Source organism: Rhizobacter sp. (genome assembly GCA_019635355.1).
Taxonomy (GTDB): domain Bacteria; phylum Pseudomonadota; class Gammaproteobacteria; order Burkholderiales; family Burkholderiaceae_C; genus Rhizobacter.
On sequence record JAHBZQ010000001.1, the window covers coordinates 1,138,125 to 1,151,623 of the forward strand.

Annotated in this window: 9 protein-coding genes; 6 read left to right on the top strand and 3 right to left on the bottom strand. The window is 71.7% G+C overall.

Annotation, left to right across the window (positions count from 1 at the left end; translation table 11 throughout):
• The first annotated feature begins 9 nt into the window (after nt 1–9).
• Together KF892_05075 and KF892_05080 are read left to right on the top strand one after the other, a co-directional pair.
• Nucleotides 10–996, top strand: a complete 987-nt coding sequence (locus tag KF892_05075) for a zinc-dependent alcohol dehydrogenase family protein (GenBank protein MBX3624366.1) — start codon at nt 10–12, stop codon at nt 994–996.
• A 100-nt stretch (nt 997–1,096) separates the two neighbouring features.
• On the top strand, nt 1,097–1,537 hold the full coding sequence (locus KF892_05080; GenBank protein MBX3624367.1) for a universal stress protein: 441 nt from the start codon (nt 1,097–1,099) through the stop codon (nt 1,535–1,537).
• A 19-nt stretch (nt 1,538–1,556) separates the two neighbouring features.
• Here KF892_05080 and KF892_05085 read toward each other — a convergent pair whose 3' ends face one another.
• Entirely contained in the window at nt 1,557–3,242 is a 1,686-nt protein-coding gene (locus KF892_05085; protein MBX3624368.1) for a ubiquinone biosynthesis protein UbiB, read from the bottom strand.
• Nucleotides 3,243–3,400: 158 nt separating this feature from the next.
• Here KF892_05085 and KF892_05090 point away from each other — a divergent pair, with 158 nt between their 5' ends.
• The 4 genes from KF892_05090 (at nt 3,401) to KF892_05105 (ending at nt 10,090) form a co-directional block, all read left to right on the top strand.
• Nucleotides 3,401–4,243, top strand: coding sequence for a universal stress protein (locus KF892_05090; GenBank protein MBX3624369.1), 843 nt, complete (start codon nt 3,401–3,403; stop codon nt 4,241–4,243).
• 10 nt (nt 4,244–4,253) lie between these two features.
• Entirely contained in the window at nt 4,254–6,923 is a 2,670-nt protein-coding gene (locus tag KF892_05095) for a bifunctional acetate--CoA ligase family protein/GNAT family N-acetyltransferase (GenBank protein ID MBX3624370.1), read from the top strand.
• Nucleotides 6,923–8,725, top strand: coding sequence for an alpha/beta fold hydrolase (locus KF892_05100; protein ID MBX3624371.1), 1,803 nt, complete (start codon nt 6,923–6,925; stop codon nt 8,723–8,725). Before KF892_05095 ends, KF892_05100 begins: the two co-directional genes overlap by 1 nt.
• 105 nt (nt 8,726–8,830) lie before the next feature.
• The gene (locus KF892_05105; protein ID MBX3624372.1) at nt 8,831–10,090 is read left to right on the top strand and encodes a cation:proton antiporter; all 1,260 of its coding nucleotides are present in this window, start codon (nt 8,831–8,833) and stop codon (nt 10,088–10,090) included.
• Here the strand turns inward: KF892_05105 and KF892_05110 are convergent.
• Both KF892_05110 and KF892_05115 read right to left on the bottom strand, forming a co-directional pair.
• A complete protein-coding gene (locus KF892_05110) occupies nt 10,053–11,735 on the bottom strand; it encodes a hypothetical protein (GenBank protein MBX3624373.1) in 1,683 nt (560 codons plus the stop codon). The two genes, KF892_05105 and KF892_05110, sit on opposite strands and share 38 nt — an antisense overlap.
• 80 nt (nt 11,736–11,815) lie before the next feature.
• Nucleotides 11,816–13,480, bottom strand: coding sequence for a hypothetical protein (locus KF892_05115; protein MBX3624374.1), 1,665 nt, complete (start codon nt 13,478–13,480; stop codon nt 11,816–11,818).
• Nucleotides 13,481–13,499 lie beyond the last annotated feature (19 nt).

Sequence of the window (13,499 nt, forward strand, 5' to 3'; positions counted from 1 at the left end):
CGCATGACGATGCGCGCCATGCGCTGGCGCGGCAGCGGCCGGCCGCTCGAACTGGTCGAAAGCCCGCTGCCCCGCCCGGGGCGCGGCGAGTTGCTGCTCAAGGTGCTGGCCTGCGGCGTGTGCCGCACCGACCTGCACATCGCCGACGGCGAGCTGGCCACGCCGTGCGCCTGCGTCGTGCCGGGCCACGAGATCGTGGCCACGGTCGCGGCGCTGGGCGACGGCGTGACGGGCTGGCAGGCCGGCGACCGTGTGGGCGTGCCCTGGCTCGGCTGGGCCTGCGGCGAGTGCGACGACTGCCGGCGTGGCCACGAGAACCTCTGCGCGCATGCCGTCTTCACCGGCCACGGCCGCGATGGCGGCTACGCCTCGCACGTGCTGGCGCAGGCCGGCTTCTGCATCCGGCTGCCCGCCGACGCCGACCCGGTCGACACCGCACCGCTGCTGTGCGCCGGGTTGATCGGCTGGCGTGCACTGAAAGCGGCAGGCGACGACGCGCGCGTGATCGGGCTCTACGGCTTCGGCGCGTCGGCGCACCTGATCGCGCAGGTCGCCAAGGCGCAGGGCCGTCGTGTACTTGCACTGACACGCCCCGGCGACACCGCACGCCAGGCCTTCGCCCGCTCGCTCGGCGCCGACTGGGCCGGCGGCACCGATGGCAGGCTGCCCGAGCCGCTCGACGCCGCCATCCTCTTCGCGCCCGACGGCGCGCTGGTGCCGCTCGCGCTCTCGCACCTGCGGCGCGGCGGGCGGGTCGTGTGCGCGGGCATCCACATGAGCGACATCCCGGCCTTCCCGTATGCGCTGCTCTGGGGCGAGCGCGAGATCCGTTCGGTGGCCAACCTCACGCGCGCCGACGCGACGGAATTCTTCGACTTCGTGCGAGCGCACCCGGTGCGCTCGCACACCACGGCGTACCCGCTCGACATGGCCAACGAGGCGCTCGATGCGCTGCGCCGCGGCACGCTCGAAGGCGCGGCGGTGCTCGTGCCCTGAGAAACCGTCGCATCTGTCGAGCTTTGCGCCGCATCAAGCCCACGCGCCGAAAGTCGGCCTACCTTCCAGACTGGTTCTTCTCGCAACGGAGGCGCAGCCCATGAACATCCTGCTCGCTGTCGACGACAGCTCCTTCAGCCGCCACATGCTGGCCTGGCTCGGTGCCCACCCGGAGTGGCTGTCGCCGCAACACCGCTTCGCGGTGCTGCACGCGCAGACCCCGCTGCCCAACGGGCTGCGCCTGCTGCTCGACGACAAGCAGATCGAGATGCGCTACACCACCGAAGCCAACGAGGTGTTCCGCCCGGTGCGCACCTTCCTCGATCACCATGGCATCCATGCCGAGTACCTGCACCGCGAAGGGCCGGCGGCCGCGTTGGTCATTGAGGAGACCACGCGCTGGCGTGCCGACCTGATCGTCATGGGCTCGCGTGGCCGCAGCCCGGCCGGCCAGCTGGCCCTCGGCTCGGTGGTGGCACGGGTGCTGGCGAGCACCACGGTCCCGGTGCTGGTGGTGCCGCCGCCGCGCGAACCGTCTTGACCTTCTCGCGGGGCGGTGCCTACTTGTCGTGGCGCCCGCTGCGCGAGATGGAGCGCAGCAGCCACACCGCGCCCGCGCACGCGCCCACGAATCCGATGAGGCCGAAGGCCGGCAGGCCGAAGAGCTTCGGGCCGCCCTGCACCGTCATCACGATGGACGAGCCGACGATCAGCGCCGCCACCACCAGCCCCACGGTGAGGCGGCTGGCCGCGCGGTCGAGCTGGTCGCCCACACGCTCCAGGTGCTTGACCTCGATGTGCACCTGCACGCCACCATGCCGCACGTTGCGCAGCAGCCGTGCCAGGTCGTCGGGCATGGCTGCGAGCAGGCTGGCCAGCCGGTTGATCGACTGCCAGCTGCGCCGCACGATGGCCTGCGGGCGGTAGCGCGCGCGCAGCGCCCGCTTGAGCAGCGGCAGCGCCTCGGCCGCCATGTGGAAGTCGGGGTCGAGACCGCGCCCCATGCCTTCCACCGTCACGAAGGCCTTGATGAGCAGCGCCAGGTCCGACGGCAGGCCGAGCCGGTGCCGGCGCAGGATGCCGGTCACGTCGGCGAGCATGTCGGCCAGGCTGAGCCGCGCGAGCGGCACGCCGTGATAGGCATCGACGAAGGCTTCGATGTCGCCGTTCAGCTGCGTTTCTTCTTCGGCACTGCCGTCGGCCCATTCGAGCAGCACGTCGCTCACGGCCGCGGCGTCTCGCTGCACCAGGCCGAGCATGAGTTTCAGCAGCTCGTCGCGGCGCTGCGCCGAGAGCCGACCCACCATCCCGAAGTCGATGAAGGCGATGCGGTTGCCGCTCAGGTAGAAGACGTTGCCGGGGTGCGGGTCGGCGTGGAAGAGGCCGTCTTCCACCACCATCTTCATCACCGCCTGCGCGCCGCGCTTGGCGAGCAGCTTGCGGTCGAGGCCCTCGCCATCGGCGCGTTCCAGCGCGTCGCCGGGCAGGCCGTCGATCAGCTGCTGCACGTTGACGCGCTCGTGCGTCCACTCCCAGTAGACCTTGGGGATCACGATCTCGGGCCGCTCGGTGAAGTTGGCGGCGATGCGCTCGGCCTGCCGGCATTCGTTGGCGAGGTCGAGCTCGCGGCGCAGCGAGCGGCCGAACTCCTGCACCAGCGCCACCGGCCGATAGGGCTGCAGGTCGGGCCAGCGGCTGGCCGCGATCGACGCGAGCCGCTCCAGCAGGCGCAGGTCGGCCTCGATGACGGGGCGGATGCCGGGGCGTCGCACCTTCACCACCACCTCGGCGCCGTCGTGCAGTCGCGCGCGGTGCACCTGCGCGATGGAGGCCGCGGCCAGCGGCGTGGCGTCGAACGAGGCGAAGACGTCGGAAGGCTCGCCCCCGAGGTCTTCCACCAGCTGGTCGTGCAAGGCCTCGAAGGGCACCGCCGGCACGCGGCTGTGCAGCTTCTCGAATTCGGCGATCCACTCGGGGCCGAAGAGGTCGGCCCGGCCGGCGAGGATCTGCCCGAGCTTCACGAAGGTGGGCCCGAGTTCTTCGAGCGCACGCCGCACCTGCAGCGGCGGCGACAGCCGGGCCAGCTCGGCGGCGCTCGTCCAGTGCACGAGCTGGCCGGCTTTTTCGAGCAGGTCGGCCCAGCCCATGCGGCGCACGGCGTCGCCCAGCCCGTGGCGCACCAGCACCGCCACGATCTCCTGCAGGCGGGCCAGCTCGCGTGGCCTCGAAAGCGTGCTGCCTGTCATGGCGCGGTCATTCATGCGGGCGAGTCTAGGGCTTGATGGCGCTGCACCGCCACCGCCCGCGCGCCACAGCGCTGCCGCTAACTTGATCCCGCGCAAGCCCGCGGACAGAGCTGCGTGTGAACCTCTGCCCACCCGCCCACCATCGCCAGGAGATCGCCATGACCTACCGCAGCCTGCTCGTCCTGCTCGACGACGACCCCTTGTGCGCCGCGCGCGTCAAGGTGGCGATCGACCTCGCCCGCCACTTCGAAGCCCACCTCACCGGCCTCGCGCCCACCGGGCTCGTGGAGCTGCCGATCTCGGTGGAGGCCGCCACGGTGGTCACTGAGCTGGCCCAGGCGGCACAGGCCGAGCTGGGCGACCGCGCCCGTGCCGCTGCGCAGGCCTTCGACGCCGCCTGCGTGGCCGCCAAGCTCAGCGCCTGCCGCTCGGTGGTGCTCGAGGCCGAGCCCGCCGACGCCCTGCTGCAGCAGGCCCACAGCCACGACCTCATCGTGCTGACCCAGCCCGACCCGGCCGAGACGGGCTACACCATGCGCCGCGCGGTGGTCGAACGCCTGGTGCTCTTCAACGCACGGCCCACGCTGCTGATCCCCTATGCCGGCACGGTGGAGGCCCCGTTCCAGAACGCCCTCGTCGCCTGGGACGGCAGCCGCGAGGCCGACCGCGCCATCGCCGATGCCCTGCCCTTCCTGCGCAAGGCACGCCGCGTCGACGTGGCGGCCTGGCGCGAAAACGGCCTGCTGGCCGACACGACACCCAGCTCGGAACTCGAAGCCCTGCGCGAATGGCTGGCCCGCCATGGCGTCACGGCCACGGTGCGCAACGAAGTGGCCTCGGCGCCGATCGCCGATGCGATCCTGTCCCGCACCGCCGACCTCGACACCGACCTGCTCGTGATGGGTGGCTACGGCCACACCCGCTGGACGGAGCGGCTGCTGGGCGGCGCCACGCGCGGCGTGCTGGCCACGATGACCGTGCCGGTACTGATGTCACGCTAACGTCGCCCCGATGAGCATCCGCCACCTCGACCGCCTGCTGGAGCCCCGATCCGTTGCCGTCATCGGAGCCTCCGGGCGGCCGGCGAGCGTGGGCGCGACCGTCTGGAACAACCTCAACGGCGGCGCGTTCGCGGGCCCGGTGTGGCCGGTCAACCCGAAGCACCGCGCGCTCGGCGACACGCCCGTCTTCGCACGCGTGCAAGACCTGCCCGCCGCGCCCGACCTCGCCGTCATCTGCACGCCGGCCCCCACGGTGCCCGGCCTGATCGAAGAACTCGGCCGCCTGGGCACGCGCGCGGCCATCGTGATGACCGCCGGGCTCGACCGCGACACGCGCAACGCCATGCTGGCCAATGCGCGGCCCCACCTGCTGCGCGTGCTGGGGCCCAACTGCCTCGGGCTGCTCTCGCCGCGCATCGGCCTCAACGCGAGCTTCGCGCATGTGGACGCGCGCGCCGGCAGTCTGGCGTTCGTGTCGCAGTCGGGTGCGCTGGTCACGGCCGTGCTCGACTGGGCACGCCCGCGCGGCATCGGCTTCTCGCACATGATCTCGCTCGGCGACCACGCCGACGTCGACTTCGGTGACCTGCTCGACCACCTGGCGAGCGACGCCAACACGCGCTCGATCCTGCTGTACATCGAGTCGGTGGAGTCGACGCGCAAGTTCATGTCGGCCGCCCGCGCCGCCGCGCGCAACAAGCCGGTGGTGGTGGTGAAAGCCGGCCGCGGCGCGCGCGGCGCTGCTGCCGCCGCCTCGCACACCGGCGCCCTCGCCGGCTCCGACCTCGTGTACGACGCGGCCATCCGCCGCGCCGGCATGCTGCGGGTCGACACGTTGCAGGAACTCTTCGTCGCCGCCGAGACGCTCACCCGCTTCGGCCACAACCAGGACGACGAGCTCACCATCGTCACCAACGGCGGCGGTGCCGGCGTGATGGCGGCCGACGCCGCCGAACGCGCCGGCGTGCGCCTGGCCAACCCGAGCCCCGCCCTGCTCGCCGCACTCGACGAGAAGCTGCCGCGCACCTGGTCTCGCCACAACCCGGTCGACATCATCGGAGACGCGCCCGCGCAGCGTTACGTCGACACGCTCAACACCCTGCTCGCCACGCGCGACGCCGGCGCGCTGCTCTTCATCCACGCGCCCACCGCCATCGTGCGCAGCGACGACATCGCCCGTGCCTGCCTGCCGGTGGCGCAGCAGGCGAGCGGCCGGCTGCTCTCGTGCTGGCTGGGCGACGACGCGGTGCTGCCCGCGCGCCGCCTGTTCGAAGAAGCCGGCATCGCCGACTACGCTACGCCCGAGCAGGCGGTGGCCGCCTTCGCGATGCTCGGCACCTACCGCCGCAACCAGGCGCTGCTGCTCGAAGCGCCCGCCGTCAATGGGGTGGCCGAGCCGGCACTCGAGACGGCACGGGCCATCGTCGCCAAAGCCATCGAGAAGTCTCAGCTGATGCTCGACGAAGCCTCGGCGAAAGCGCTCATGCGCGCCTATGGCATCGGCGTGGTCGAGACGGTGGCCGTGCCACCCGATCCGCAGGCCGCGGTGGACGAAGCCGCGCGCCTGGGTTACCCGGTGGCGCTGAAGATCCTCTCGCCTCAGCTCTCGCACAAGTCCGACGTCGGCGGCGTGCGCCTCGGGCTGCGCAATGCCGACGAGTTGCGCACGGCGGCGCGCCAGATGCTCGACACCATCCGCGCGAAGCGCCCCGACGCGCAGCTCGAAGGCTTCACCGTGCAACCGATGGTGGCGCGCCCCCATGCGCAGGAGCTGATCGTCGGCGCGAGCGTCGACCCGGTGTTCGGCCCCGTCATCCTCTTCGGCCAGGGCGGCACGGCAGTCGAGGTCATGGCCGACCGCGCACTCGCACTGCCACCGCTCAACCGCGTACTCGCACGCGACCTGATCTCGCGCACCCGCGTGGCGCGCCTGCTCGCCGGCTACCGCGACCACCCGCCCGCCAAGCTCGATGCGATCTGCGACGTGCTGGTGGCCGTCTCGCGCCTCTTGGCCGACCTGCCCGAGATCGCCGAACTCGACATCAACCCGCTGTGGGCCGACGCCGACGGCGCCATCGCCCTCGACGCGCGCGTGCGCCTGAGCCCCACGCCTGTGGCCGGTGCAGCCCGCTTCGCCATCGCACCCTACCCGGCGGGGCTGGCCACGCGTGCCAGCTGGCACGGCCGCACGCTGGAGTTGCGACCCATCCGCCCCGAAGACGCGGCGATGCACGCCGACTTCGTGGCGAGCCTGTCGCCCGAGGACCTGCGCTTCCGCTTCTTCAGCACCCGCCGCGAGATGCCGCCGAGCGAGTTGGCGCGGCTCACGCAGATCGACTACGACCGCGAGATGGCCTTCGTTGCCATCGACACGCATGGCGGCGGCACGCCCGAGATCCTGGGCGTGGCGCGGGCCGCGTGCGACCCCGACAACATCGACGCCGAGCTGGGCGTCGTCGTGCGCTCCGACCTCAAGGGCCAGGGCCTGGGCACGCTGCTCATGGACCGCCTCACCGAGCACCTGGTGGCCCGCGGCACGCAGCGCCTCGTCGCCCTCGTGCTGCACGACAACAGCGCCATGCGCGACCTCGCCCACGAGCGCGGCTTCGTGCGCGACGAAGCCTGGCGCGACCCCGGCAGCCTGCGCCTCGTGCTGCCCCTGCAAGCGCCGCCCACCTGATGAAGAAAACCGCCTCCCCCACGGGCCCCGGCCTGCGCGAACGGCGCGACAGCCCCTGGCTGCGCGACGCCGCCACCCGCGCCGCCCCCGAAGCCACCGCCCCCACCCCGCCGCTCGACCGGCCCTGGGAGATCGACAGCCCCTTCCCCACCACCGTGGCGCCGACCACCGCGCTCGGGGCCTTCTTCGACTGGTGGACCAACCTCGCCGCCTCGCCCGCGAAGCAGGCCGAGCTGGCGCACGAAGCGGCGCAGCTCGCGGCCGACACCTGGTCGGTGTGGCACGGCCAGCAGGTGATCGACCCGCTGCCGCAAGACAAGCGCTTCGCCGACCCCGCCTGGCAGCAGATGCCCTACCGCGGCCTCGCGCAGAGCTTCCAGCTCTGGCAGCGCTGGTGGCACCACGCCACCACCGGCGTGCCCGGCATCACGCGCCACCACGAAGACATGGTGAGCTTCGCTGCGCGGCAATGGCTCGACATGATCGCGCCGTCGAATTTCGTGAGCACCAATCCGGTGGTGCTCAAGCGCACCGCCGAACAGGGCGGCCTGAACCTCCTGGCCGGTGCGCAGCACGCCGTCGACGACGTGCGACGCGATCTGGCCGACCTGCCCCCGCTCGGCGCCGAGCGCTACCAGCCGGGCGTCGACGTGGCCATCACACCGGGCCGCGTGGTCTTGCGCAACCGGCTGATGGAGCTGATCCAGTACGAGCCCACCACACCCACCGTGCACCCCGAGCCGGTGCTGATCGTGCCCGCGTGGATCATGAAGTACTACGTGCTCGACCTGTCGCCCTCGAATTCGATGGTCCGCTTTCTCGTGTCGCAGGGCTTCACCGTGTTTGCGATCTCGTGGAAGAACCCCGGCAGCGACGACCGCGACCTCGGCATGGACGACTACGCCCGCCTCGGCGTGCTCGACGCGCTGGAGGAGATCGCCCGCATCGTGCCCGGCGCGTCGGTGCACGCCGCGGGCTACTGCCTCGGGGGCACGCTGCTGTCCACCGTGGCGGCGTGGCTGGGCCGGCACGGCCGCACGGCCCACAAGGGTGCGCCGCTCAAGACCGTCAGCCTCTTCGCCGCGCAGACCGACTTCACCGAGCCCGGCGAGCTGGCGCTCTTCGTCGACGAGGCGCAGGTCGCCTTCCTCGAGCGCCTGATGGCCCGCCGCGGCTACCTCGACAAGCGCCAGATGCGCGCCACCTTCCAGCTGCTGCGCTCCAACGATCTGGTGTGGTCGCACCGGCTGCGCAGCCACCTGCTGGGCGAGCGCGAGCCGATCAACGACCTCATGGCCTGGAACGCCGACGGCACCCGGCTGCCCTACCGCATGCACATGGAGTACCTGCAGGGCCTCTTCCTGCACAACGCGCTGGCCCGCGGCGAGTGGCGTGTGCAGGGCTCGCCGGTGCACCTGTCCGACATCCGCGTGCCCGTCTTCAACGTGGGCACCGTGCAAGACCACGTGGCCCCGTGGCGCTCGGTCTACAAGCTCAACACCCTGTGCGACGCCGAGCAGACCTTCGTGCTCACCGCCGGCGGCCACAACGTGGGCATCGTCAACCCGCCCGGCAACCCGGTGCCGTCGAGCTACCGCCTGCACACCCGGCAGGCCAGCGACCCGCTGCTCACCCCCGACGAGTGGCTCGCCGCCACACCGCTGAACCCAGGCTCCTGGTGGACGGCCTGGGTCGCCTGGCTCAGCCAGCACTCGGGGCGGCGCCGCGCGCCGCCTTCGCTGGGATCGGGGCGCACCCCACCGACGCAGCGGGCCCCGGGCCTCTACGTGTTGGAGCGCTGAGGCACCGGGGCGTCATCGCCCGGGCCTCACCCAGAGGACGGGCCTGACACGGGGCCGCTAAGATCGCCCGCCGCGCCAACGGCCTCGGCAGCCCACCCCGTACCCATGCAATCCATCCTCGACTTCCTGCCCACCGGGTGGCCCGAGAGCAATCTCATGATTGCCTTCGGCGTGCTGCTGGCCTTCGGCACCCTGGGGGGCCTGCTCGCCGCGCGGGTGCGCTGGCTGCCCACGATCACCGGCTTCATGGCCTGCGGCCTCGTGATCGGGCCGAGCGGCATCGGGCTCCTGCCGCAGAGCACGCTCGACGGGGCACGTGCACTGGTGGACATCGCGCTCGGGCTCATCCTCTTTCGCCTGGGTGCGGCGCTGCACCCGTGGGCGGTGGCGCGTGACCGCCGGTTGCTCATCACGAGCCTGGTGGAGAGCCTCGCCACCTTCGCGGCCATCCTTGCGCTGATGCACCTGCTCGGCGCCTCGCACACGGTGGCCACGCTGGTCGCTGCGATTGCCGTGTCGTCGTCGCCCGCCGTGCTCATCCACGTGGCCGAGGAGCTGCATGCCAGGGGCCCCACCATCGAGGCGGCCATGTCGCTGGTCGCGATCAACAACGTGCTGGCGTTCGTGCTGTATTCGATGACGCTGCCGCTGGCCTTGCAGACCGCGCGCTTCGATTTCCTGGACTCGCTCGCCCTGCCCGCCTACCAACTGGTGGGCGCGGTGATCGTCGCGCTCGCGGTCGGCTTCATCGCCACGCGCATCGCGCGCCAGACGCGCCGCAACGAGCAGCATTTGCGCTTCGCGCTGGTGGTGGGGGCCGTGATGCTCTCGCTCGGGCTGGCGGTGGCACTGAAGGTGTCCACGCTCTTCACCGCGCTTGCGCTCGGCATCGTTTGCCGCTGGTTGCAAGGCCGCTCGCGGCTCACGCGGGTGGAGTTCGGCGGCGGGGGCGACGTGTTCTTCATCATCCTCTTCGTCGTGGCGGGCGCGAACCTGCACCTGTCCGACCTGGTGAAGCATGCGCCGGCCGCCCTCGGCTTCGTGCTGATGCGCTGCCTCGCCAAGGCGGTGGCGGTGTATGCGTGCGGGCGGGCGTTCGGCTTTGCCCACCGGCGCTCCACGGCGGTGAGCCTGATGCTGCTGCCGATGGCGGGGCTGGCCATCGGCCTCGTGCAGTCCACGGCCGGGCTGGTGCCCGACCTCGGCGCGCAGGTGGCTGCGGTGGTGCTGGCGGCAGTGGCCGTCTTCGAGACCTTCGGCCCGCCGCTGGTGGCCTATGCCCTGCGCCTGTCGGGCGAGGCGCGGCCCGTGGACGACCCACCGCAGGCTAGGCCGTCTGCAGCAGATGGATCAGCACATCGATGACGTCTCGCCCGCCCGGTGAACGCAGGCGGTGCTGGCGCAGGGTGCGCGCGAGTTCGCTCGGCCCAAGCTGGCGGTAGTCGGATCGGATCAGGATGCCCGCGATGGCGCGCTGCACGTCGAGCGAGCGCGCCGCCGGGAAGAGCCGCGCGATGGCCTGCAGGCTCTGCGCATCGGCCAGGCGCTGCTTGGCGAGGGTTTCGAGGGCACGCGCCTGCGCGGTTGCCGAGGTCATGCGGCCGATGCCGGCCGCGATGGCCCGCACTTCCGCCACGTCGGCCAGCGGCCGGTGCCGCAGGTAGACCTGCGCCACCGCCACGTCGCCGTCGCTTGCGCTCGTGAGGGCGCGCAGCGTGCGCTCGTGGCCGGGGCGGTCGCCCAGGCAGGCGAGCGCGGCCGAGTGCGCCACGTTGTCGGGGCGTGAGCCGCCGAGGGCGAGCACCTTCGAGGCGAGCGACGCATCTTGCGCTGCCACCTTGGTGCAGATGTGGTCGACCTCGTGCAGGCCCAGCGTGCCGCGCGACATGCGGGTGGCCACCATGCGCACGAACTCGGCCTGCTCCTCCTCGGCGCTGAGCCAGCCCAGGTCGTGGGCGAGCGCCATCATGCGGGTCTGCGCGCTGGCGCGGTCGGCGTCGCGCGCGAGTTCGAGGAAGCGTGTGCGGGTGCCGTCGTCGCGGCGGATGCGCTCGAGCGCCGCGGCCACCTCGGGCTGGCGGCGCTTCTCGGGCCCGATGGCCGCGGCGAAGCGCTCCAGGTGGTCGAGGAACATGCGCGACTCGGCGGGGCTGCGACGCAGCATGGCGTGCAGCGATTCGACCTTGCTCGCATCCGACGTGCGCGTGTCGGTGAAGCGGCACATGTCTTCGCGGTAGCCGCTGCGGGCCTCCGACGCATCGATGCCGCGTGTGGAGACCATCGAGGTCGGGCCGAAGAGCTGCAGCAGCGTCGGGCTGGCCCGGCCGCCGGCCACTTCGCCGCCCGGGGCCGACTGGAAATAGCGGTCCATCAGCGGGCCGGCGTAGCGGCCGAGCGGTGCCTTGGAGGCAAAGCCGTAGAGCAGCGGCACGTCCTTGAAGATGGTGCGCAGGCGGTCGCGGTTGCTCTGGCCGTACTTCACGTTGAGCGCGGCGGCCACGCGTTCGGCATCGCTCTGGGTGTGGCCGGCGCGGGTAAGGCTGCGCAGCACCTCGCCTTCGGCCACGTGGCGCGGGTCGTCTTTCAGCGTGTTGCAGCCGAAGAGGTAGACCTCCTTCACGTGCGCGAGCACGCCGTCGCACGAGTTGCTGCACGACGCACGCTCCAGCTCGGTCACGGGCAGGTTGTCGCGGTCGCCGAGGCGGTCGGTGTAGAACTCGGTGCCGTCGTCGAAATGGCCCGAGATGACGAGCGCATCGCACTGCACGCCGCTGCGGCAGGCGTTGGCAAACCAGTCGGGCTGGTTGCTCTGCACCAGCTCGACGAAGCGGTAGTCGCCCGCCGGCAGGTGGCGCTTGAAGCTCTCACGCTCGTCCGACGAGTTGATCGTGATGGTGCAGACCGTCTTGGGCTCGGCGTGGGCCGCGTGGGGCAGCACGGCGGCCAGGGCCGACAGCAGCAGAGCGCCCGCCCGGGGCAGGCGGCGAAGCACGGCGATGGGGTACAGCATGCCCTCGAGTTTTTCACGGCACGCGCGCCCGTGGGGCAGATGTAACGGAATCTTCGTGCGCTTTGCTCACCCAGCGGCGTTCAGCCGTTCTCGAGCCTCGCCAACAGCGCGTCCACCATCTCCCCACCACGGCCAGCCGGGCGCTTGCGGTGCTGCGAAAGCACCTGCCGCAGCTCGGCCGCGTCGATGCCGCGACGGTCGGCGCGGATGAGGACGCCGGCGATAGCGTTCTGCACCTCGACGGAACTCGTCTTCGCGTACTGCTCCGACAGTTTCAGCAGCACCTCGCGGTCGGACACGTAGTGCCGCCCCACCACTTCGAGCGCACGCACCTGGGCGTCGCCGGCCGGCATGTCCACGATGCGCTGCGTGAGCCGCCGCAGCTCGGCCACGTCGGCGATGGGCCGGCGCCGCAGGTAGGCCTGCGCGGCCTGCACATCGGCCTCGCGGGTGCTGGCGAGCGCATCGAGCGTCTGCGCGCGGCCCTCGGCGCTGCCGAGGCAGGCGCGCATGGCGGCGTGCGGCACGGTGTCGGCGGCACCGCCAGTCAGCACGCGGCGAGAGAAAGCGCCGTCGAGTTCACCGTCTTCGTTGAGCCGGCAGGCGAGATCGATCTCGGAGATGCCGACGGTCTTGCGCGACTGCAGCTCGCCAAGCATCAGCGCGAGCTCCTGCCAGCGCTGGTCGTCGTCGAGCCAGCCGAGGTTGCGCGCGAGGTTCACCAGGCGCACGCGGGTGGGGGCCTGGGCCGCTTCGCGCTGGCTCGCGAGGAAACGCTCGCGCGTCGCACTGTCGCCGGCGATCTCGGCCAGCTCGCGCGCCACGGCGGGCTGCGCGCGGGTCTTCTCGTCGAGCGAGCCGGCCAGGCGCTGGATGCGGTCGAGGTAGCGCATGGCGCTGCCGTCGGGCCGGCGCATGAGCTGGTGCACGAAGTCGAGCTTGCCGGCCAGCGGCACGCGCTCGTCGGCAAAGCGGCACATGTCGCGGCGGTCGGCCATCGCCGCATCCCCCCGTTTCGCACCGGGCGCCGAGGCGAGCGAAAACACCGAGAAGGCGCGCAGCAGCGCCGGGTCGGCGCGGCCGGTGCCGATCTTGGGCTTGCGCTGGCGCAGGTGGCGCTCGAGCGTGTCGGCCGCGATGGGCCCGAGCGGCGCAGCCGACGAGAAGCCATAGATGACCGGCACCCCGGCGAAGAGCTGGCGCATTCGGCCGCGGCTGCTCTGGCCATGGCCGGCATCGCCGAGCAACTTGAGTTCGGCGTTGGCTTCGCCCAACGAGCGCCGCTGGCGCACCGACTCGTGCACCGCCTCGGCCGAAGCGCTGCTCTGGGCGTGGCGGCTGAGCGTGTTGCAGCCGAAGAGGTAGACCTCCTTCAACTGCGAGAAGAGGCTGGGGCACGAGGCACTGCACGAGGCGCGCTCCAGCTCGGAGACGGTCACGAACTCGTGCACGTCGATCTGGTCGGAAAAGAATTCGTTGTCGCCGTCGAAATGGCCCGATACCACCAGCACGTCGCAGCGGGTGGCCGCCTTGCACGAGGAGGCCAGCCAGTCGGAGCGCCCGCGTTCCACGAGTTCGACGAACTCGTATTTCGAGGCCGGCAGGTAGCGCCGGAACACCTCTTTCTCGTCGGGCGAGTTGACGGTGACGGTGCACACCGTCTGCTTGGCATTGCCTGCCGCCTCGGCTGGCGACAGCACCGCGGTCGAGAGCCACAGGAGGAGCAGAAAGGCGGGCTTGAGCATGGTCGGCAGGCGGGTTGGG